Raw genomic sequence first — 19,992 nt, forward strand, 5'->3', positions numbered from 1 at the left:
CTCTTGACTTCGTGCACCGTTCGTCCGACTTCACTCCTGAGCAATCAAGGAGCAGGACCATGACGGAAGCAGCGAAGAGCACCATCGACCAGAGCGAAGTGGACCGCTTTTCGGCCATGGCCGCCGAATGGTGGAGCCCGACCGGCAAGTTCAAGCCGCTGCACAAGTTCAACCCGGTGCGCCTCGCCTATATCAGGGACAAGGCCGCCGAGAACTTCGGCCGCGATCCGCGCTCGGCCCGCCCGCTGGAAGGCCTGCGTGTGCTCGATATCGGCTGCGGCGGCGGCCTGTTGTCGGAGCCGGTCGCCCGCATGGGCGCGACCGCCATCGGCGCTGACCCGTCCGAAAAGAACATCGGCATCGCCTCGACCCACGCGAAGGCGTCGGGCGTGCCGGTCGATTACCGCGCGGTCACGGCAGAACAGCTGGCGGAGGCCGGCGAGACCTTCGATATCGTTCTCAACATGGAAGTGGTGGAACACGTCGCCGACGTCGATTTCTTCATGACCACCTGCGCGAAAATGGTCCGCCCCGGGGGCCTGATGTTCGTCGCCACCATCAACCGCACGATGAAGGCCGCGGCACTCGCCATCTTCGCCGCCGAAAACGTCCTGCGCTGGCTGCCGCGCGGCACCCACCAGTACGAGAAGCTGGTGCGTCCGGAAGAGATCGAAAAGCCGGTCACTGCAGACGGTCTCACCATCATCGACCGCACCGGCGTGTTCTTCAATCCGCTGTCCAACCAGTGGAACCTGTCGCGCGATATGGACGTGAACTACATGCTGCTCGCCAAGCGCGAGGCATAAGAGCACCCGCCGGCATTTCGCCTAGACTTTCAAGGTCCTGACATGCGCAAGCAGATCGGCTTGCGTCTCGGCGTTGCGCGCCGCCAGCTCCTTTACCCGGCCGCGATCGATCTCGACCGCCGCGCCATCAGGCCCAAAGGGTATCTTGAATGTGAAGGCCCGCGCGCTCGGCCCGTGATCGGCCAGGTGCTCGAAGCGCTCGACGGCCTCGGCCCAATCAGGCCGATGATGCGGCCCCACCCACCAGAGAACCAGCGGCGGCCATGATGGCTTGACGTTCCAGTTGCGCGCGTGCTTCAGCGCATCGGCATGAACGCCGTCATAGCTGAACGCCATCAGCGATTCGATATCGGCCCAGAGCGACAGGGACGATGGCGCGCTATCGAAACCGCTCCCCTCGATGAAACGCGGAAAGACCTGCGGCCCCCAGCTTCGCGCTCCCGGCTCGCCGGCATAGCCGGAGCGGCCGACAAAGCCGCAGGCGCGCCGCGCGGCCTCGAAATTGGCCGGCTCACGCAGCCGAAAACCATCGACGGCGTCGCTCTCGAAGGGCGCCACGTGCAAACCGAAGTTATACATCGCAAGGCGCGCTTCAGAACTCATCCTAGTGCACGTCGTCGGGAAGCACGGGGAGGGCTGCGATCTCGATGCCCTCGTCGATAAGCGCCTGCGCTTCATCAGGCGTCGTCTGGCCTATGATCCCGCGCGCATCGGCCTCGCCATAATGGATCTTGCGCGCTTCCTCGGGGAAGCGTTCGCCGACATCCTCGGAGTTGGCCTTGATCGCGGTTACCGCCTCTTTCAGCTTCTGGAAGGCCTCGCGGCGCACGGCATCCATGGCGACCGTCTGCATCTGGTCCTTCTTGCGCGCGGTCGAAACCGACGGCGCCATCAGCACCTTGGAGACGGCGGCCGAATTGCAGGTGGGACAGGTGAGAAAACCAGACGCGACCTGGCGGTCGAAATCGGCACTTTCGGAAAACCAGCCTTCGAACTCATGGGCATTGTCACAACGCAGCGAATAACGGATCAAGCGGACACGCCTCCGGACACATCGCCGCCAACCGTCTCGATCGAGAACTCGCGGGCATTCTTCAAATTCGGGATCTTGTCGCGCGCAGCCTTCACGGCGGCAGGATCGATCTCGGCGATCACGATCGCCTCGCCGGTGCCGCCAGCGGACGCCAGGATCTTGCCCCAGGGATCGATGATCATCGAATGCCCGAAGGTCTCGCGCCCATCCTCATGCACGCCGGCCTGCGCGGCGGCGATCACGAACATGCCGTTCTCGATGGCACGCGCCCGCAGCAGGATTTCCCAATGCGCCTCGCCGGTCTGGCGCGTGAAGGCGGCGGGCACCGTCATAACCTGCGCTCCGGCGACCGCCTGGGCGCGAAACAGTGCCGGGAAGCGAACGTCGTAGCAGATCGCAAAGCCCATCTCGGCAAACGGCAGCGACACGACACGCGCCTCCTGCCCCGGCCGGTAGGCAGCGCTCTCGCGCCAGCTCTCGCCATTGTCGAGATCGACATCGAACATGTGGATCTTGTCGTAGCGGTTCAGGATCTTGCCGTCGGGACCGAAGAGATAGCCGCGATTGGCAAGCTTGCCGTCATCGAGCGCGATCGCCGTCGAGCCAACATGCACGTAAATCTGCAGTTCGCCGGCGAGCTCTCGCGCGGTGCGCACGATGATGTCGTTGGCCTCGTCGCGCAGATGCAGCTTCCCGGCGGCGCGGTCGCGCTGCAGCATCCCGGTCATCTCGGGCGTCTGCACATAGGTGGCGCCCGAGGCGGCCGCCTCACGCACCAGCCGCGCCATCGCGGCCGCGTTGCGCTGCGGATCGATACCCGAACACATCTGAATGGCGGCGGCCTTGAAGGTCATCGGCTTATCCTAAGCGGCCAGCAGCGGGTCGAGCTTGCCCGCACGCTCCAGCGCATAGAGATCATCGCACCCGCCGACATGCTTGTCGCCTATGAAAATCTGCGGGAAAGTCGAGCCGCCATTGGCGCGCACGATCATCTCGGCGCGGAAGGCCGGGGTGGAGGTCGCATTGTGCTCGACGAAATCGACACCCTTCTCGGAAAGAAGAGACTTGGCGCGAACGCAAAAACCGCAGCCATCGCGCGTATAGATCGTAACCGGTACCATCGTAACTCCAGACAAGGCAGTAATCTCCCTGTCATATAGTTTCGGATAGCGCCCTTGCAAAGGTCAAAACCGTGATATCGGCCGCACCCGCGCGGCGGAGCACCCTGGCCGCCGCCGCCACCGTCGCGCCGGTCGTATAGACATCGTCGACCAACACCAGCCTCTTTCCGAACACATCGCCCTCGCGTCCCTTCGCGATCGCAAAGGCGCCGCGCACATTGTCCTGCCGCGCTTTAGCACCCAGCCCCACCTGCTGGCGCGTGCGGCGAATACGCAGCAGCGTCGCGGGCAGCAGCGGCCGTTCGGCCTGCTTTGCCATGTGCCGCGCCAGCTCAGCCGCCTGGTTGAACCGGCGCGACAGGATGCGCGTGCGATGCAGCGGCACCGGCAGGATCGCATCGCAGCGCTCGACGGCGCCATCGGATGCCCTCAGCATCCAAGCCGCCATCATCGGCGCCAGGTCGGTGCGGTCGCGATATTTCAGCCCGTGGACGAGATTGCGCACCGCCTCGTCGTGAAAAGCCGCCGTGCGCAGCCGGTCGAAAGGCGGCGGGTCGGCGATGGCGGCGGCGCTCAATATCCCCGGGCCGAGATCATGCGAAAAGGGAATGCCGAGAACCTCGCAATAAGGCCGCTCGATGAAGCGCAGCACCGACCAGCATTTTGGGCAGACGCCCCGATGCCGCCCGGTCGATACGCCGCAGACGGCGCAGGCGGGCGGATAGATGAGGTCGACCATAGCCGACAGCGGACGCATCAGCGCCCGGTCGATCCCCACCAAACCTTGCCACCCTCGCAACCCCATGGCGAAACGATAGCGCATTTCGCGCAACAGGAAAATCGCCTTGCCGCCCCGCCCCGGCAGGATTATTGACGTCGGCATGGACATCATCTTCGACACGACAAGGATCGCGGCGAACCGGCACCGCGCGCTTCGCAACAACGATCCGAAGGCAAGCTTCCTGCTCGATATCGCAGCCGACGAACTGGGCGAACGCCTCGCCGTCGTCGAGCGCACCTTCGAGCATGCCGTCGAACTGCATGGCGCGACCGGTGCTGCCGCCCGCGCCGCCAAGGCAACCGGCAAGATCGACAGCCTCACCCGCGTCGAAAGCGAACAGGCCTACGCCACGTCCGACGATGCCTTCATCGAGGCGCCGCTGGAGATGGTTCCGCTGGAGCCGCAATCGGCCAATCTGGTGATCGCGCCGCTCAGCCTGCACCTGACCAACGACACACCCGGCGTCTTCATCCAGATCCGCCGCGCGCTGCGCCCCGACGGGCTGTTCCTCGCCGCCATTCCTGGCTCCGGCACGCTGCAGGAATTGCGCGAGGTCCTGCTCGCCACCGAGATCGAGATGACCGGCGGCGCCAGCCCGCGTGTCATTCCCTTCGCAGACGTCCGCGATGTCGGTGGACTGATGCAGCGCGCCGGTTTCGCGCTGCCGGTCATCGATGCAGAGACCTATACGGTCCGCTACGATTCCATCTTTCCGCTGATGCGCGACCTGCGGGCCATGGGCATGACCAACCCGCTTGCCGAGCGCAGCAGCAAGCCTTTGACGCGCGCCTTCTTCATGCGCGCCGCCGAACTTTACGCGGAGCGCTATTCCGATCCGGATGGCCGCATCCGGGCCACCTTCTCGATCATCTATGTCTCGGGATGGGCGCCGCATGAGAGCCAGCAGAAGCCGTTGCGGCCGGGATCGGCGAAGGTCAGGCTCGCCGACGCATTGAAGGTCGAGGAGCACAAGCTCAAGCAGTAGGGCTCTTCACCAGCGTTGTTTGGGCGTCAAGTCGCCGAAGGTATGTGGTTTGCTATGATGGTAAAGATGTTGTTCAGCTGCCCGCTGACGGCGCCGACGCCGGTGATGATCGCAGTGGCGACCAAGGCGGCGATCAGGCCGTATTCGATGGCGGTGGCGCCATTGCGATCAGTGACAAATGCTTTCAGAAGTCTCGTCATTCGTCCCTCGTCGCTCGACATCACAGTCGATTTCTCCGCGTCACCTCGGGCCCCGGGCCCTCAGCAGCCGACACCGCTTCCATAGCCCTGCACCACGCAGACGGAGCCCGGCGTATCCTGCAGCACGCTGCGACGGATCGTGTAGCGCTTGCCGTTCTCGCTCTTCGGGCCGTTCTCGCTCTTCGGAATTGAACCCGTGGTGATGGAATCGAATTCAGACGGCGCGCTCGCGAAGACGCTCGACTTCGATTTGTCGGCGAGCATCGGTGTCAGGATCAGCGTCAGGGCCACGACGGCCGTGCCGAACAGCAAGGCGATGTTCAGCGCCCCCGTCTTGCGCGAGGAAACCGAAGCCTGCTCTTTCTCCCGAACTGCTTTCCAGAAATCGTCGTCCATGCGTCAAGCCTTCTACACACACGCCAGTTGCTTGATTGAGGCCGATCTTTGCCAGAATCTGTTAAACGATCGATTAATATCCACAGCCAGATTGGCACAGAAAAAGTTATAAAATAGAAATTTCTAAAGTAGGTCCTGCAGGATGGGGATCAGCGGCTCATCGGCCGGCGGCATGGGGTAATCGCGCAGCGCCTGCGGCTTCACCCACTTGATCGCCTGCCCTTCGCGGCCGACAGGAATGCCCTCGAAACGACGGCAGACGTAAAGCGGCATCAGCAGGTGGAATTTCTCGTAGGTGTGGCTGGCGAAGGTGAGCGGCGCCAGGCACGCCACCTTGGTGGTGATCCCCAGCTCTTCGTGGAGTTCACGCACCAGCGTTTCCTCGGGCGTCTCGCCCGGCTCCATCTTGCCACCGGGAAATTCCCAGAGGCCGGCGAGCGATTTGCCTTCAGGCCGCTGCGCCAGAAGGATTCGGCCATCCGCATCGATCAACGCGCAGGCGACGACGAGAAGGATGCTGTGGCCAGTACCGCTCATCGGCAAAGATCCCGCCGCCAGTAGGAATAGCGATAGGCCTCGACGAAGCCGAGGCGCTCGTAGAGCGTGATGGCAGGCACGTTGCCGGTCTTGACCTGCAGCCAGGCCGAGCGGGCGCTGCGCATCCGCGCCCAGCGTAGAGCCGAGGTCAGGATTTCGAGCCCAAGCCCCTCGCGGCGACGCGATGGCGTAACCGAGAGCGACATGATGCCGGCCAGATCGTTGTCCTGCACGCAGAGCACGGTCGCCAGCGGCCCCGTTTCCGGATCTTCCACCATGAACAGGCCGGATGGCGGCTTGATCGCGTTGATGACTTCGGCGAGTGCCGGCTTCAGCTTCTTCGACACCTGGTCGGTCGCCAGATTGGCGTCCACGAAGCGGCTGATGTCATGCGTAGGCAAATGATCGAGCGTATCGGGCAGATCGGCATTGGCGAGATCGCAGGTCATGACGATGGTTTCGTCGAACGGCGTCCAGCCCTCGGCCTTCACCAGATCGATCAGCACGGGCGAGGCCAGCGGCGTCTGCCGCAGCACCGCCGGGCGGCCATAGGCCTCGAACTTGCGGCTCGCCTTGGCAAGCCGGATCTCGACGTCGCGATGGTCGGACGGATCGAGCGGCACGATCGAGTTCAGCCGGTTCGACGGATGCCCCGCCGTCAGCCGCACCTGCCAGCTGCCGTCGTAAACAACGGACGAGGCAGGCCAGGCCCGGAAACCGACGGCTTCCAGCCTGCGCACGAGCGGCAGATTTGCCTTCTTGGGGAATGCTTCAGTCAATGAAAAATCAGCTCCGGTAGTCACCGTTGATGGCGACATACTCCTTTGTGAGGTCGCACGTCCAGACCGTTGCCGTGCCGTTTCCGAGGCCGATTTCGACCTTCACCGGAATGTCCTGCTTTTTCATGACGTTGGAGGCGGCCTCTTCCGAGTAGCCGGCATCACGTTCGCCGTTGACGGCAACGCGCACGTCGCCGAACCAGATGGCGAGACGGTCACGATCGGCCATTTCGCCGGATTTGCCGACGGCCATGACGATGCGGCCCCAGTTGGCGTCCTCGCCGGCGGCGGCGGTCTTGACCAGCGGCGAATTGGCGATGGAGAGCGCGATCGTCTTGGCGGCGGCATCGCTTTCGGCGCCGGTCACGGTAATCTCAAGCATCTTGGTGGCGCCTTCGCCGTCGCGCACGACCTGCAACGCCAGATCCTTGAGGAGATCGTTGAGCGCGGCGCGGAACGACGCAAGGCGCGGATCGTCGGCCGTCTCGACACGAACCTGGCCGTCTTCGGCGGCAGCACCCGTTGCAAACAGCATCAGCGTGTCTGACGTCGAAGTGTCGCTGTCGACGGTCATCGAGTTGAAGGTCGGATCGACACCGGCGGACAGCATCGCCTGCAACGCGGCCGGCGCGATGTCGGCATCGGTGACGACGAAGGAGAGCATCGTCGCCATGTCGGGGGCGATCATGCCGGCGCCCTTGGCGATACCGTTGATCGAGACCGCAACGCCGCCGATCTCGGCCGTGCGGGTCGCGACCTTCGGATAGGTGTCGGTGGTCATGATCGCCTTGGCGGCCTCAAACCAGAAATCGTCGATGGCATCCGAATAGAGCGTGTCGAGCACGCCGGAAAACTTGGTGGCGTCGAGCGGCTCGCCGATGACACCGGTGGAGGCGAGGAAGATCTCGCTCTCGCTGCAGCCGACGGCGGCAGCCGCGGACTTGGCGGTGAGCGCGGTCGCTTTACGGCCCTTCACGCCGGTAAAGGCGTTGGCGTTGCCGGAATTGACGACCACGGCGCGCGCGATGCCGCCGGGCAAATTGGCGCGGCAGAAATCGACTGGCGCCGACGGGCACTTGGAACGGGTGAAGACACCGGCAACGGCCGCCGGCTTGTCGAACACCATCATCAGGACGTCGGTGCGGTTCTTGTACTTGATCCCCGCCGAGGCGGTCGCCATGCGGACACCGCGCAGTGCTGGCATGGACACGAAGGTTTTGGGAGCGAGCGGGGAAACGGAACCGGACATGATCATCGACCTGGCATGAAAGGGGATACGGAAGGGCCCGGAAAAACCGGGCCCTCGATGGATACTATTACTGCTGAGCCGGCGCTGCGGCGGGCGCGTCACCCGGCTGCGGCTGCTTGTTGGCGTCGTCATAACCCTTGCGCAGGGCTTCGTCCGTGATGTCGATCTTGGACTTTTCCTTGGCAGAGGCGAGAAGCGCAAGATACTTGTCGCGCATGACGAGCTGACGAACCTGATCCTTGACCTGGTCGTAAGCCGGAGGAGCGGCGTCGCGCTTATCCTCGACGAGGATGACGTGGTAACCGAAATCGGTCTTAACAGGGGTCTTCGTGTAGGCACCCTTGTCGAGCGCGAAAGCCGCGTCTTCGAATTCCTTGACCATGCGGCCCTTGGTGAAATAGCCGAGATCGCCGCCGTCAGCCTTGTTCGGGTCGGTCGACTTTTCCTTGGCGAGGTCGGCGAAGTTCTTGCCGGCATCGAGCTGCTTGATGACGTCCTTGGCTTCGTCTTCCGTCTTCACCAGGATGTGGCGGGCGTGAACTTCTTCCTGCTTCGGAAGAGCTGCTACTTCCTTGTCGTAGCGTGCCTTGACTTCTGCGTCGGTCACGGTGTCGACAACGTGCTTCTTGAAGTAGGCGTTGTGCAGTTCGCGATCGGCGAGGTACTGCATGCGCTTCTTGAACTCAGCCGACTGGTCGAGCTTCTCAGCGGCCGCGTCCTTGGCGAGCAGCTTCACGTCGATAGCGGCGGAAAGCGCTGCGACCTTCTTCTGGTCGTCAGGCAGCTGCGCGAGCTGCGGATCGAGGTTGGCGATCGCCAGGTCGAGTTCCGACTGGTGGATTTCGACATCGCCGACCTTGGCAACGACGGCGTCAGCGCCGTCCTGTGCCCGCACCGGCGCCTGGAAGGCGACGAACGTGGCGAGTGCCATCACGGCGATTCTGTTGTAGTTCAACATCAAACATTCCTTCACAGTTAACCCACCGGCTTCAACTTCTTGAATCCTGCCCTGAAACAGGCATCAACACTGGAATGTGGCCTTTCTATATCAGCCAAATCCGTTGACATCATTCGACCCCCCTCTTATCTGTCACGCAACCTCGCGTCCAGAAAAGTTTCCTGGCGTTTCGATACGTGCGCCCGAAATTCGGCCGGGCCGCCCTTACGAGAAGCCCGGGATGAATATTCAGAAAGGACCAGTCGTATGGTCAGCTTTGGCGGCATCGCCCGCAAACTATTTGGCTCCGCCAATGATCGCCGCGTGCGGTCCTTCCAGCCGAACGTCGCCGCAATCAATGCGATTGAGGAAAAGACCAAGGCGCTGTCCGACGAACAGCTCGCCGCCCAGACGGTGGAGTTCCGCAAGCTGCTCGCCGAAGGCAAGACGCTCGACGATATCCTCGTCCCGGCCTTCGCCGTCGTGCGCGAAGCATCGCGCCGCGTGCTCGGCATGCGCCCCTTCGACGTCCAGCTGATCGGCGGCATGATCCTTCATTCCAACGCCATCGCGGAAATGAAGACGGGTGAAGGCAAGACGCTGGTCGGAACGCTTCCCGTCTATCTGAACGCGCTGTCGGGCAAGGGCGTCCACGTCGTCACCGTCAACGACTACCTCGCCCAGCGCGACGCGGCCACCATGTCGCGCCTTTACGGCTTCCTCGGCCTGACCACGGGCGTCATCGTCCACGGCCTGTCGGACGAGGAACGCGCAGCGGCCTATGGCTGCGACATCACCTACGCGACCAACAACGAACTCGGCTTCGATTATCTGCGCGATAACATGAAGTACGAGAAGGGCCAGATGGTTCAGCGCGGCCACAACTACGCCATCGTCGACGAAGTGGACTCGATCCTCGTCGACGAAGCGCGCACGCCGCTGATCATCTCCGGTCCGCTCGACGACCGCTCCGATCTCTACAACACGATCGACACCTTCATCCCGCTGCTCGTCGAAAGCGATTACGAGATCGACGAAAAGCAGCGCTCGGCCAACTTCTCCGAAGAAGGCACCGAGAAGCTCGAAAATCTCCTGCGTGAAGCCGGCCTGCTCAAGGGCGCCAGCCTCTACGACATCGAGAACGTCGCGATCGTCCACCACGTCAACAACGCGCTGAAGGCCCACAAGCTCTTCACCCGCGACAAGGACTACATCGTCCGCAACGACGAGATCGTCATCATCGACGAATTCACCGGCCGCATGATGCCGGGCCGCCGTTATTCGGAAGGCCAGCACCAGGCGCTGGAAGCCAAGGAACATGTGAAGATCCAGCCTGAGAACCAGACGCTGGCGCAGATCACCTTCCAGAACTACTTCCGCATGTACGACAAGCTCGGCGGCATGACCGGTACCGCGCAGACGGAAGCGGAGGAATTCGGCAACATCTACGGCCTCGACGTCGTCGAAGTACCGACCAACCTGCCGATCCAGCGTATCGATGAGGATGACGAGGTCTACCGGACCTTCGAAGAGAAGTACAAGGCGATCATCGCCGAGATCGCGGATGCGCAGAAGCGCGGCCAGCCGGTTCTCGTCGGTACGACCTCGATCGAAAAGTCCGAACTGCTCGCCGAGCTGATGCGCAAGCAGGGCTTCAACAACTTCCAGGTTCTGAACGCCCGCTACCACGAGCAGGAAGCCTATATCGTCGCCCAGGCCGGCGTGCCCGGCGCCGTCACCATCGCCACCAACATGGCGGGTCGCGGTACCGACATTCAGCTCGGCGGCAACCTCGACATGCGTGTCGAGCGCGAGCTCGGCGAAGTCGAGGAAGGTCCGGAGCGCGACGCCAAGATCGAGGCGATCCGCGAAGAGATCAAGCAGCTCAAGGAAAAGGCGCTGGCCGCCGGCGGCCTCTACGTCATCGCCACCGAACGCCACGAAAGCCGCCGTATCGACAACCAGCTGCGCGGCCGTTCCGGCCGTCAGGGCGACCCCGGCCGCTCGAAGTTCTACCTCTCGCTTCAGGACGACCTGATGCGCATCTTCGGCTCGGACCGCATGGATTCGATGCTGACCAAGCTCGGCCTCAAGGAAGGCGAAGCGATCGTCCATCCCTGGATCAACAAGGCTCTGGAACGCGCGCAGAAGAAGGTCGAAGCCCGCAACTTCGACATCCGCAAGAACCTCTTGAAGTACGACGACGTTCTGAACGACCAGCGCAAGGTGGTCTTCGAACAGCGCCTCGAGCTGATGGAAGCAACCAACATCTCCGAGACCGTTTCCGACATGCGTCGTGAGGTGATCGAGGATCTGGTTCAGAAGCACATTCCCGAGCGCGCCTATGCCGAACAGTGGGATGCCGTTGGCCTCAAGGAGCAGGCCAACGCGCTCCTCAATCTCGACCTGCCGATCGAGGACTGGGTCAAGGAAGAGGGCATCGGCGAAGACGATATCCGCGAACGCCTGACGGAAGCGGCCAACGCCGTCTTCACCGAAAAGGCCGAGCGCTTCGGCGACGACATCATGCATTACGTCGAGCGTTCTATCGTCATGCAGACGTTGGACGCGCTGTGGCGCGAGCACATCGTCAATCTCGACCATCTGCGCTCCGTCGTCGGTTTCCGTGGCTACGCCCAGCGCGACCCGCTGCAGGAATACAAGTCGGAAGCCTTCGAGCTCTTCAACTCGCTGCTCAACAGCCTCCGCCAGGCCGTCACTGCCCAGCTGATGCGTGTCGAACTGGTGCAGCAGGAGCAGCCGGAACCGCCGGCCATGCAGGCCCACCACATCGACCCCAATACCGGCGAAGACGAGTTCGGCTCGGTCTACCAGGCATCGGAAGTCATCGTTGCGCCCGAAAACCGCAACCCCGACGACCCCGCAACCTGGGGCAAGGTCGGCCGCAACGAGGTCTGCCCCTGCGGTTCGGGCAAGAAGTACAAGCACTGCCACGGTGCCTTCGAGCAGGCCTGAGACCTGATCGAGACCTGAGATCGAAGCCCTCGCGACCTGGACGTCGCGAGGGCTTTTTTCATGTGCGCCGCCCACAACTTCCAATTTCATATTCCGCTCGAAATTCAGCCGCAAAACAGTCGCTTTGTTCGCCGAGCTTGCGCCGATATCAGAATTGATTTCAGGGACACACGATGAACCGCACCGCCTGCAAGGCCCGCTATTTCAGCCAGTGGGAAACGGCGTCGATGACGCTCTCCGTGCTGGAGCGCGGCGCGCCCGCCTTGCTCGATGATCCACTGTGGCAGCGATCCGGCGCCGGCACCGTCGAGGAATATGCGCGCTGGGCGGTCAACATCTGCGGCATGGCCTGCCTGAAGATGATCCTTGCCGCCAGGGGCGAAGACCACCGCACCATCGATCTCGCACGCGGATGCACCACCTTCGGCGGCTATGTCGTCAACGCGGAAGACCAGTCCATCAAGGGGCTGATCTACGCGCCCTTCGTCACCTATGTCGGCGAAACCTTCGGCCTCGACGCGAAAACCATCACCAGCCTGCCGACACCTCATATCGCCGACATCCTCAAGGACAACGCCTTCTTCATCGCCTCGGTCAACAGCCAGATCCGCTGGCCCGACCGCCAACCACCCTCGAAGGGCGGCCACCTCGTGCTGGTGACGGCGGCAAGCGCCGATACCATCCGCTTCCACAACCCATCCGGCCATGACGAGACCAGCCAGGCCGACGTCGAGCTGCCGACCGAGATCTTCGACCGCTTCTTCGCCAATCGCGGCGTCGCCGTCAGGCTCGACCAATAACAAAAACCCAAGGGGACCCATCCACCATGCCGACAAAATCCACCCGCCCGCGCATTGCCATCCTCTTCGGCGGCCGCTCGCCGGAGCATGACGTCTCCATCCTCTCGGCGACCAATGTCGTCGCGGCCCTCGACGCCGAGCGCTACGACGTCTTGCCGATCTTCGTGACCAGGGAAGGACAATGGCTGCTCCTGCCCAAGGGCACCACGCTGTCTTCAGCCGCCAAGGTCGAGGAAGCCGTCGAGGTCAGCCTTCTGCCGGGGGGCCAGGGCCGCATGCTCGCCATCCCGCAAGGCGCGCAGCCCTACGAAGTCCCCGCGATCGACATCCTCTTCCCCGTGCTGCACGGGATGCACGGCGAGGATGGCTCGATCCAGGGCCTGGCATCCGTTGCCCGCGTCCCGCTCGCCGGCTGCGGCCTGCTCGGATCGGTGACCGCCATCGACAAGGACATCGCCAAGCGCCTGCTCCGGGAAGCCAGCCTGCCCGTGGCAAAGGCCCTCTGCATCGAGGAAGACAGCGTGCCCACCTTTGACGCCGCTGCGCGGGAACTCGGCCTGCCGCTCTTCATCAAGCCCGCCCGCCAGGGCTCCTCGGTCGGCGTCAGCAAGGTCAGGACACCAGAGGATTTCGCCGCCGCGCTTACCGAGGGCTTCCGGCACGACAGCAAGCTGCTCGCCGAAGAATTCATCGCCGGCCGGGAGATCGAGTTCAGCGTGCTCGAGCACGCGAATGGCGACATCACCGTCTCTTTGCCGGGCGAGATCGCACCGGCCGAAAGCCACGGTTTTTACAGCTACGAAGCGAAATATGTCGATGAAGCAGGTGCGGCGCTCCGCGTACCCGCGCAGCTGCCGAAGGAGACCGAGGACGAACTGCGCAAGGCCGCCCGCCGGGCCTTCAAGGCGCTCGGCTGCGACGGCATGGCCCGCGTCGATTTCTTCCTGATGCAGGACATGTCCTTCGTGGTCAACGAACTCAACACCATACCCGGCTTCACCAATATCAGCATGTACGCCAAGGCGATGGCGGCATCCGGCGTCAGCTACGCCGAGGTGCTGGATGTCCTGATAGACAGGGCGTTGGCGCGCGGTGGCGGCTGACGCTTTGAGTTGGGGACAGGTTAAGCCTGAGGGCCTCGTCACAACCGTTTCTTAACCGTGTCATGCCACTACTCTAGGCACGATTTGCCAGAGAGTTTTGCGTGTCCATTATGGCGGTCATCGAGACGGCGGAGAAGATGCTACCGGCGAGCCTGCGTCCTGCGGGCGGTCGCCTTCTTCGCATGCTCGGCGATATCATGACCAGACGCGGCGAAAAGGCCGCCGCACAGCGCATGGCGCTGACGGCATTCGCCATCCGCGTCATCAGCGCCGCCCTCGCCTTTCTCTCGCAGATCATCCTTGCCCGCCTGATGGGCGAGTACGAATACGGCATCTTCGTCTTCGTCTGGGTGCTGATCGTTCTCTTCGGCGATCTCTCCTGCCTCGGCTTCCACACCGCCATCGTCCGCTTCCTCCCACAGTACAAGGCATCGGGCGCCTTCGAGGAAATTCGCGGACTGACCGGCACCGCCCGGATTTTCGGCCTGCTGTCCGGCACCGCGGTGCTCGCCATCGGCATGATCGGCCTGCATCTCTTCGGCGATCGCATCCAGAGCTATTATGTCGTGCCGATCTTCCTCGGCCTGCTCGCCATGCCGATGATCGCGCTCGGCGACATATTGGAAGGCACCTCGCGCGCCAATCACTGGCCCGTCATGGCGCTGAGCCCCGTCTATATCATCCGCCCGATCCTGATCATCACCTGCATGCTGGTTGCGATCGGCCTCGGCGCGCCGCACACGGCCGTCACCGCCATGCAGGCGGCGCTGGTCGCAACCTACCTCACCGCGCTCGGCCAGTATGTGGCGACGCTCATCCGCCTGCGCCGGCACTATCACCAGGGCCCGAGCAAGATCGATTTCCTGAGCTGGCTAAGTGTCGCCTTCCCGATTTTCCTGATCGAGGGCGTCAGCTTTCTGTTGACGAATTCCGATGTCGTCGTCGTCGGCATTTTCCTGGAGCCGCACGAGGTCGCCATCTACTTCGCAGCCGCCAAGACCATGGCGCTGGTCCACTTCATCAACTTTTCGGTGAAAGCCGCCTCCGGCCCGCGCTTTTCCAGCATCATCGCGGAGGGCACCCGCGCCGAGCTTGCCGCCGCCGCTTTCGATGCTGCCAGATGGACCTTCTGGCCGGCGCTGGCCGTCGGTCTTGTCGTGCTCGCCGCTGGGCACCTGCTGCTGTCGCTCTTCGGCGGCGCCTTTACGGCAGGCTATGTGCTGATGGCGATCCTGCTTGCCGGCATTCTCGCCAAAGCGCTGGTAGGGCCCGCAGAAACACTGCTGATGATGGCCGGAAAGCAGAATATCTGCGTCGCGCTCTATGCCGGCGCGCTGACGGCAAACGTCACCCTCAACATTCTCCTCATTCCCCATTTCGGCATCGAGGGCGCGGCGATCGCCACGGCCTCCGCCATGGGCGTCGAGGCGGTGCTCTTGCATCTCGCAGTCCGCCGCACGCTCGGCATCGCCCTCTTCGCCTTCGCCAGACCGGCCAGCGCCGGCAACGATATGGAAGCCTGACAGTATGGTGCGCAATCCTCCCGGAACCCAGACCACAGACTCGACCGCCAACCGCATGGTCCACGAGCTGGCATCGCTGGAATTCGACGCCCCGCAGGCCGAAGCCCGCGTCGAGATCGGCCGCCCCGGCCGCGAGCTCTGCGTCTACTCCGGCAAGCTCGGCTACGATCTGCAGGACGAGCTGGATTTCCTCTCCAACCGCGCGCTGGAGCCCAATGTCTTCTTCACCGGCCGCTTCCTGGCGCCCGCCATGCCGCGTCTTGACGACCGCGAGGTCAATTTCGCGCTGCTGCGCGACCAGAACGAGACCCGCAGCCGCCTGCGCGTGCTGATGCCGTTTTCGGTCGAAAAGCCGGGCTTCGCCGTCGGCCCCTCGATCATCCGCGTCTGGGCCAACAGCTTCGCGCCCTTGGGCACGCCGCTGCTCGACGGCGAGGATGCCGCCGAAACGCTCGACAATTTCCTCGAGGGCCTGACCGCACGCGACCTGCGCATGCCCGGCATCCTGGTGCTGCCCGATCTGCGTCTCAACGGCATCTTCGCCCGCATGATCCGCGCCGTCGCCATCGGCCGTAACCTGCCGATCACGACCACCAACCCCTATCTGCGCCCGATGCTGCAGAGCGACGAGGACGCCGTCGCCTATCTGCGCCAGTCGGTCTCCTCCTCGCACATGCGCGAGATGCGCCGGCAATGGCGCCTGCTCGAGGAGAAGGGCACGGTCGTCTACAACGTCGCCCGCCAGCCGCGCGACATCCATATGCGCTTCGAGGAATTCCTGGCGCTCGAGGCCGGCGGCTGGAAGGGCAAGAAGCGCAGCGCGCTGGTCACCGACCGCCTGCACATGGCCTTTGCCCGCGAGGCGATCTCCAACCTGGCCGCCGTCGACGCCGTGCGTATCCATTCGATCGACTTCAACGGCAAGTCCATCGCCTCCACCGTCGTCCTGATGATGGGCGGCGAGGCCTACACCTGGAAGACCGCCTATGACGAGGCCTATGCCCGCTATTCGCCGGGCAAGCTCTTGATGGGCGAACTCACCGAATGGCACCTCGACGACGCCAACATCGTCCGCTCTGACTCTTGCGCCGTCCCCGACCACCCGATCATGAGCCGCTTCTGGCAGGAACGCGAAGAGATGGGCACCGTCGTCATCGGCCTCAACCAGAACGCCGACCGCGACGTCCGCCAGGTCGCCACCCAGCTCCACCTCTACAGCAGCACCCGCAATGTCGCGAAGATGTTGCGGCAGAAGATCATGTCGCTGGCTGGGCGGGGGTGAGGTTTGTGGAGTTGACGGGGCTGGCGAAGTTAGCGCCAGGAGCCACCTCATCCGCCTGCCGGCACCTTCTCCCCGCGGGGGAGAAGAGACTCGTGGTCAGCCGCTCGCCAGATCTTTCTCGTTTGCGAAAAGGACGTCACGATTGGGCACAGCGATGCCCTCAGCCCCTTCTCCCCAGCGGGGAGAAGTGCCGGAGCGACAGCGAGGCGATGAGGGGCTGCGGGCGCAGACGTTGCGACTCCGGCAATACGCACACCACAAAACCCCGCGCCGGAGACCTCTCCGCGACGGCATGACAGACTGGGAATGGGCAGGCAACGGTCGGTATAAAGTAAGATTGTCAGGCAATATCGCCTGCCCGATCATATCGAGGCTTCCGGATATCCAGGCCGACAGGAGCGTCTCTCGACCTTTCGCTTCCGAATGGATGAGAGGTCCTGACGACCGCAACATCCACCTTTCGACAACCATCACCGGACGCCGGGCTCGCGCCCTAATGTGTCAGATCCGGTTCGCGACCCGGCTCCCTGTCCAATGACGCCATCAGTATGGGAGCGACCATTGCGGCGGGGATGGATGGGGAAAATCGAATAAGTAAATGGCTGATATCGCGGCGATATCTTTCACCGCGCAAGATTATTATCCCCGCACTACCCCTCCCCCACCGCCGGCTCCCGCAACATCCGCCGGATCACCTTGCCCGACGTCGTCAACGGCAGCGCATCGACGAAGGCCACCTCGCGCGGATATTCGTGCATCGACAGCCGCATCTTCACCCAGTCGCGGATCTCCGCCGCCAGCGTGGCGCTTGCCGCAAACCCCGGCGCCAAAACCACATAGGCCTTGACGATCTCGGTGCGCAGCGCATCGGGCTTTCCCACCGCCGCTGCCATCTGCACGGCCGGATGGCCGGTCAGGCAGTCCTCGATCTCGGCCGGGCCGATGCGGTAGCCGGATGAGGTGATGACGTCGTCGTCGCGGCCGAGGAAGGTGATGTAACCGTCATCGTCCTGCCGGCCGAGATCGCCTGTTAGCAGCCAGTCTCCGGCGAATTTGCGCGCGGTCGCCTCCTCGTCGTTCCAGTAGCCGAGAAACATCACCGGATCAGGCCGCGCGATGGCGATCTGGCCGACCGCGCCCGGCGCCAGCACCGCACCTGCCTCGTCGACGATCGCCACCTTATGCCCCGGCACCGCCTTGCCGATCGCCCCCGGCTTGCTCACGCCAAGCGCGGCGTTCGAGGACAACACGAAATTGCACTCCGTCTGCCCGTAGAATTCGTTGACCTCGATCCCGAGCGTGCGGCTCGCCCAATCATGCGTCTCCGCCCCCAGAGCCTCGCCGGCAGCGCCGATGGTGCGCAGCTTGAGATCGTATCGCTGGCGCGGATCGGGCACCGATTTCATCAGCCGCAAGGCCGTCGGCGGAATGAAGCCGTTGCGCACCTTCATCTCGGCCATGATCCTGTAGGCCATGTCCGCGTCGAATTTCTGCGCCGGCGACGAGACCACGGGCACGCCGAGCATCAGGCTCGGCAGCAGCGCGTTGAGCAACCCGCCCGCCCAGGCCCAGTCCGATGGCGTCCACATCCGGTCGCCCGGTTGCGGAAAATTCTCGTGCGCGAACTGGATGCCCGGAATATGCCCGGCGAGCACCCGATGCCCATGCAGAGCCCCCTTCGGCGCCCCTGTTGTGCCCGAGGTGAAGATCATCAGCGCCGGCTCGTCCGGCCTGGTCGGCGGCACGTCGAAGCTTGGCGCATGGCGTTCGACAAGGCTGCCAAAGGAGACGACGCCACCGCCATCTTCCGCGGCATCGACACTGATCACCGTCTTGAGATCCGGTAGCCGGTCGCGGATTTCATGGATACGCTCGAGGCCGAAAGCGTTGGTCACGACGGCGGCCGCACCCGATGTCTTCAACCTGTATTCCAGCGCCTCGACGCCGAAGAGCAGCGCCAGCGGCACCGCGATCGCGCCCATCTTGTAGATCGCCATATGGGCGATCACCGTCTCGAAGGACTGCGGCAGAAGCAGCGCCACCCGATCGCCTTTTGTCAGACCGAGCGCAACGAGCCCATTGGCAAGCGAGGCAGAGCGCGCCGCAAGCGCGCCATAGCTCAACGAGAGATGACCGCCATCCGGGCTGAAATGCTGAAGACAGATCCGCTCCGGCTCGCGCGCCGCCCAATCGTCCGAACACACGCGGCCGATGTTGAAATCCTCGGGGATCGTCCAGGCGAAATCGCGATAGAGATCGTCATAGCGAGCGCGCGGCGGCAGCTTCATGGGCGCAGGATCATCGGTAGGTCTCGGGGCAAGAGTCCGGTTATGCTGCAGCAGCTAACACCCTGGGCGCGGCTCACGCAAGCGTGAAGCCCGGATCGCCCTTCCCACCCCAGGGCGCGCATGGTTGTTTGCTGCCGCCGCTGCCAATCTGGCGGGTAGCGCCCTAGATACCGGTAGCGCCAGGGTTTCTTGTCTCATCACGGAGCGATTTCATGGAATACGTCAAATTCGGCGGCACCGGCCTCGAAGTCTCGAAGATCTGCCTGGGCTGCATGACCTTCGGCGAGCCCGGCCGCGGCAATCACAGCTGGACGCAGGCCGAGGAGCCGAGCCGCGCGCTGATCCGGCAGGCGCTCGAAGCCGGCATCAATTTCCTCGACACCGCCAACACCTATTCCGACGGTTCGTCCGAGGAAATCGTCGGCCGAGCGATAAGGGATTTTTCGCGCCGCGACGAGATCGTGCTCGCCACCAAGGTCTTCAACCGCATGCGCCCGGGCCCGAACGGCGCCGGCCTGTCGCGCAAGGCGATCTTCGACGAGATCGACAACAGCCTGAAGCGCCTCGGCACCGATTATGTCGACCTCTATCAGATCCACCGCTTCGACCCGACGACGCCGATCGAGGAGACGCTGGAGGCACTGCATGATGTCGTGAAGGCGGGCAAGGCGCGCTATATCGGCGCCTCGTCCATGCATGCCTGGCAGTTCGCCAAGATGATCTACACATCGAGAGCCAATGGCTGGACGCCCTTCGTCAGCATGCAGGACCACCTGAACCTGCTCTACCGCGAGGAAGAGCGCGAGATGCTGCCCTTCTGCCAGGACCAGAAGATCGCCGTCATTCCCTGGAGCCCGCTGGCGCGTGGCCGCCTGACCCGCGACTATGACGAAAAGACCGCCCGCAGCGAGACCGACGAGTTCGGCAAGACGCTCTACCAGCAGGCCGAGGACGCGGACCGCGCCATCATCGGCAAGGTCGGCGATCTCGCCAAGAAGCACGGCGTCTCCCGCGCCCAGATCGCCACCGCCTGGATCCTGCAAAAGAGCGCCGTCACCGCCCCGATCATCGGCGCCTCGAAATCCGGTCATATCGACGACGCCGTCGGTGCTCTCTCGGTCAAGCTCTCGGCCGAGGATATAGCGGTGCTGGAAGAGCCCTACGTGCCGCACCGCGTCGAGGGCTTCAAGTAAGGC

Annotated in this window: 20 protein-coding genes; 8 read left to right on the forward strand and 12 right to left on the reverse strand. The window is 63.6% G+C overall.

The genetic code is table 11. The features are described 5' to 3' along the window. Positions 1 to 59 precede the first annotated feature (59 nt). The gene (gene ubiG / locus J5286_RS19905) at positions 60 to 806 is read left to right on the forward strand and encodes a bifunctional 2-polyprenyl-6-hydroxyphenol methylase/3-demethylubiquinol 3-O-methyltransferase UbiG (RefSeq protein WP_209191828.1); all 747 of its coding nucleotides are present in this window, start codon (positions 60 to 62) and stop codon (positions 804 to 806) included. 21 nt (positions 807 to 827) lie between these two features. Here the strand turns inward: ubiG and J5286_RS19910 are convergent, their stop codons facing one another. Genes J5286_RS19910 through J5286_RS19930 form a run of 5 tightly spaced genes read right to left on the reverse strand, consistent with a single transcriptional unit; the run spans position 828 to position 3,765 of the window. Further along, the gene (locus tag J5286_RS19910; RefSeq protein ID WP_209191829.1) at positions 828 to 1,409 is read right to left on the reverse strand and encodes a DUF3291 domain-containing protein; all 582 of its coding nucleotides are present in this window, start codon (positions 1,407 to 1,409) and stop codon (positions 828 to 830) included. Position 1,410: 1 nt separating this feature from the next. Beyond that, on the reverse strand, positions 1,411 to 1,839 hold the full coding sequence (locus J5286_RS19915; protein WP_047508577.1) for a DUF1178 family protein: 429 nt from the start codon (positions 1,837 to 1,839) through the stop codon (positions 1,411 to 1,413). After that, the gene (locus J5286_RS19920; protein ID WP_209191830.1) at positions 1,836 to 2,693 is read right to left on the reverse strand and encodes a carbon-nitrogen hydrolase family protein; all 858 of its coding nucleotides are present in this window, start codon (positions 2,691 to 2,693) and stop codon (positions 1,836 to 1,838) included. Before J5286_RS19920 ends, J5286_RS19915 begins: the two co-directional genes overlap by 4 nt. Before the next feature lie 9 nt (positions 2,694 to 2,702). Continuing rightward, positions 2,703 to 2,960, reverse strand: a complete 258-nt coding sequence (gene grxC, locus J5286_RS19925; protein WP_209191831.1) for a glutaredoxin 3 — start codon at positions 2,958 to 2,960, stop codon at positions 2,703 to 2,705. Between the two features lie 31 nt (positions 2,961 to 2,991). Then, positions 2,992 to 3,765 (reverse strand): ComF family protein, encoded by a 774-nt coding sequence (locus J5286_RS19930; RefSeq protein WP_209192006.1) that lies wholly within the window; start codon positions 3,763 to 3,765, stop codon positions 2,992 to 2,994. 76 nt (positions 3,766 to 3,841) lie between these two features. On the opposite strand from J5286_RS19930, the gene J5286_RS19935 reads away from it, so the two are divergent. After that, a complete protein-coding gene (locus J5286_RS19935) occupies positions 3,842 to 4,726 on the forward strand; it encodes a class I SAM-dependent methyltransferase (RefSeq protein ID WP_209191832.1) in 885 nt (294 codons plus the stop codon). Between the two features lie 26 nt (positions 4,727 to 4,752). Here J5286_RS19935 and J5286_RS19940 read toward each other — a convergent pair whose 3' ends face one another. From J5286_RS19940 to J5286_RS19965, 6 genes are all read right to left on the reverse strand, one after another. Further along, positions 4,753 to 4,926, reverse strand: a complete 174-nt coding sequence (locus tag J5286_RS19940) for a Flp family type IVb pilin (protein WP_209191833.1) — start codon at positions 4,924 to 4,926, stop codon at positions 4,753 to 4,755. Positions 4,927 to 4,986: 60 nt separating this feature from the next. Beyond that, complete coding sequence (locus tag J5286_RS19945) at positions 4,987 to 5,322, reverse strand: hypothetical protein (RefSeq protein WP_047508592.1); 336 nt, start codon at positions 5,320 to 5,322, stop codon at positions 4,987 to 4,989. Between the two features lie 123 nt (positions 5,323 to 5,445). Continuing rightward, positions 5,446 to 5,859 (reverse strand): 8-oxo-dGTP diphosphatase MutT, encoded by a 414-nt coding sequence (mutT, locus tag J5286_RS19950; protein WP_047508596.1) that lies wholly within the window; start codon positions 5,857 to 5,859, stop codon positions 5,446 to 5,448. Next, the gene (locus J5286_RS19955; protein WP_449090049.1) at positions 5,856 to 6,677 is read right to left on the reverse strand and encodes a GNAT family N-acetyltransferase; all 822 of its coding nucleotides are present in this window, start codon (positions 6,675 to 6,677) and stop codon (positions 5,856 to 5,858) included. The genes mutT and J5286_RS19955 overlap by 4 nt, the downstream gene beginning before the upstream one ends. After that, on the reverse strand, positions 6,646 to 7,887 hold the full coding sequence (argJ, locus tag J5286_RS19960) for a bifunctional glutamate N-acetyltransferase/amino-acid acetyltransferase ArgJ (RefSeq protein WP_209191835.1): 1,242 nt from the start codon (positions 7,885 to 7,887) through the stop codon (positions 6,646 to 6,648). Before argJ ends, J5286_RS19955 begins: the two co-directional genes overlap by 32 nt. A gap of 67 nt (positions 7,888 to 7,954) precedes the next feature. Next, positions 7,955 to 8,845, reverse strand: coding sequence for a peptidylprolyl isomerase (locus tag J5286_RS19965; RefSeq protein ID WP_111564836.1), 891 nt, complete (start codon positions 8,843 to 8,845; stop codon positions 7,955 to 7,957). A 246-nt stretch (positions 8,846 to 9,091) separates the two neighbouring features. On the opposite strand from J5286_RS19965, the gene secA reads away from it, so the two are divergent. From secA to J5286_RS19990, 5 genes are all read left to right on the forward strand, one after another. Then, complete coding sequence (gene secA, locus J5286_RS19970; protein WP_209191836.1) at positions 9,092 to 11,800, forward strand: preprotein translocase subunit SecA; 2,709 nt, start codon at positions 9,092 to 9,094, stop codon at positions 11,798 to 11,800. A 173-nt stretch (positions 11,801 to 11,973) separates the two neighbouring features. Beyond that, positions 11,974 to 12,600: a C39 family peptidase gene (locus tag J5286_RS19975; protein ID WP_209191837.1), complete on the forward strand. Its 627-nt coding sequence runs from the start codon at positions 11,974 to 11,976 to the stop codon at positions 12,598 to 12,600. Positions 12,601 to 12,626: 26 nt separating this feature from the next. Then, positions 12,627 to 13,703, forward strand: a complete 1,077-nt coding sequence (locus J5286_RS19980) for a D-alanine--D-alanine ligase family protein (protein ID WP_209191838.1) — start codon at positions 12,627 to 12,629, stop codon at positions 13,701 to 13,703. Between the two features lie 110 nt (positions 13,704 to 13,813). Then, positions 13,814 to 15,226 carry a lipopolysaccharide biosynthesis protein gene (locus tag J5286_RS19985; RefSeq protein WP_113197304.1) on the forward strand — a complete coding sequence of 471 codons (1,413 nt, stop codon included), beginning with the start codon at positions 13,814 to 13,816 and terminating at the stop codon, positions 15,224 to 15,226. A 4-nt stretch (positions 15,227 to 15,230) separates the two neighbouring features. After that, positions 15,231 to 16,508 (forward strand): GNAT family N-acetyltransferase, encoded by a 1,278-nt coding sequence (locus J5286_RS19990; RefSeq protein ID WP_112950915.1) that lies wholly within the window; start codon positions 15,231 to 15,233, stop codon positions 16,506 to 16,508. A 650-nt stretch (positions 16,509 to 17,158) separates the two neighbouring features. Here J5286_RS19990 and J5286_RS19995 read toward each other — a convergent pair. Next, a complete protein-coding gene (locus J5286_RS19995; protein WP_209215377.1) occupies positions 17,159 to 18,796 on the reverse strand; it encodes an AMP-binding protein in 1,638 nt (545 codons plus the stop codon). A gap of 212 nt (positions 18,797 to 19,008) precedes the next feature. Between J5286_RS19995 and J5286_RS20000 the strand changes: the two genes are divergently transcribed. Continuing rightward, positions 19,009 to 19,989, forward strand: coding sequence for an aldo/keto reductase (locus J5286_RS20000; RefSeq protein WP_209191840.1), 981 nt, complete (start codon positions 19,009 to 19,011; stop codon positions 19,987 to 19,989). Positions 19,990 to 19,992 lie beyond the last annotated feature (3 nt).

Origin of the sequence: Rhizobium sp. 16-488-2b (assembly GCF_017741815.1) — a bacterium.
Lineage (GTDB): Bacteria > Pseudomonadota > Alphaproteobacteria > Rhizobiales > Rhizobiaceae > Rhizobium.

What these genes read in the sequence shown, in the direction of transcription:
- ubiG (WP_209191828.1), top strand. Translation starts at nt 60, where the DNA reads ATGACGGAAGCAGCGAAGAGCACCATCGACCAGAGCGAAGTGGACCGC.
- J5286_RS19910 (WP_209191829.1), bottom strand. Translation starts at nt 1,409, where the DNA reads ATGAGTTCTGAAGCGCGCCTTGCGATGTATAACTTCGGTTTGCACGTG.
- J5286_RS19920 (WP_209191830.1), bottom strand. Translation starts at nt 2,693, where the DNA reads ATGACCTTCAAGGCCGCCGCCATTCAGATGTGTTCGGGTATCGATCCG.
- grxC (WP_209191831.1), bottom strand. Translation starts at nt 2,960, where the DNA reads ATGGTACCGGTTACGATCTATACGCGCGATGGCTGCGGTTTTTGCGTT.
- J5286_RS19930 (WP_209192006.1), bottom strand. Translation starts at nt 3,765, where the DNA reads ATGGGGTTGCGAGGGTGGCAAGGTTTGGTGGGGATCGACCGGGCGCTG.
- J5286_RS19935 (WP_209191832.1), top strand. Translation starts at nt 3,842, where the DNA reads ATGGACATCATCTTCGACACGACAAGGATCGCGGCGAACCGGCACCGC.
- J5286_RS19940 (WP_209191833.1), bottom strand. Translation starts at nt 4,926, where the DNA reads ATGACGAGACTTCTGAAAGCATTTGTCACTGATCGCAATGGCGCCACC.
- J5286_RS19945 (WP_047508592.1), bottom strand. Translation starts at nt 5,322, where the DNA reads ATGGACGACGATTTCTGGAAAGCAGTTCGGGAGAAAGAGCAGGCTTCG.
- mutT (WP_047508596.1), bottom strand. Translation starts at nt 5,859, where the DNA reads ATGAGCGGTACTGGCCACAGCATCCTTCTCGTCGTCGCCTGCGCGTTG.
- J5286_RS19955 (WP_449090049.1), bottom strand. Translation starts at nt 6,677, where the DNA reads ATGTCGCCATCAACGGTGACTACCGGAGCTGATTTTTCATTGACTGAA.
- argJ (WP_209191835.1), bottom strand. Translation starts at nt 7,887, where the DNA reads ATGTCCGGTTCCGTTTCCCCGCTCGCTCCCAAAACCTTCGTGTCCATG.
- J5286_RS19965 (WP_111564836.1), bottom strand. Translation starts at nt 8,845, where the DNA reads ATGTTGAACTACAACAGAATCGCCGTGATGGCACTCGCCACGTTCGTC.
- secA (WP_209191836.1), top strand. Translation starts at nt 9,092, where the DNA reads ATGGTCAGCTTTGGCGGCATCGCCCGCAAACTATTTGGCTCCGCCAAT.
- J5286_RS19975 (WP_209191837.1), top strand. Translation starts at nt 11,974, where the DNA reads ATGAACCGCACCGCCTGCAAGGCCCGCTATTTCAGCCAGTGGGAAACG.
- J5286_RS19980 (WP_209191838.1), top strand. Translation starts at nt 12,627, where the DNA reads ATGCCGACAAAATCCACCCGCCCGCGCATTGCCATCCTCTTCGGCGGC.
- J5286_RS19985 (WP_113197304.1), top strand. Translation starts at nt 13,814, where the DNA reads ATGGCGGTCATCGAGACGGCGGAGAAGATGCTACCGGCGAGCCTGCGT.
- J5286_RS19990 (WP_112950915.1), top strand. Translation starts at nt 15,231, where the DNA reads ATGGTGCGCAATCCTCCCGGAACCCAGACCACAGACTCGACCGCCAAC.
- J5286_RS19995 (WP_209215377.1), bottom strand. Translation starts at nt 18,796, where the DNA reads ATGAAGCTGCCGCCGCGCGCTCGCTATGACGATCTCTATCGCGATTTC.
- J5286_RS20000 (WP_209191840.1), top strand. Translation starts at nt 19,009, where the DNA reads ATGGAATACGTCAAATTCGGCGGCACCGGCCTCGAAGTCTCGAAGATC.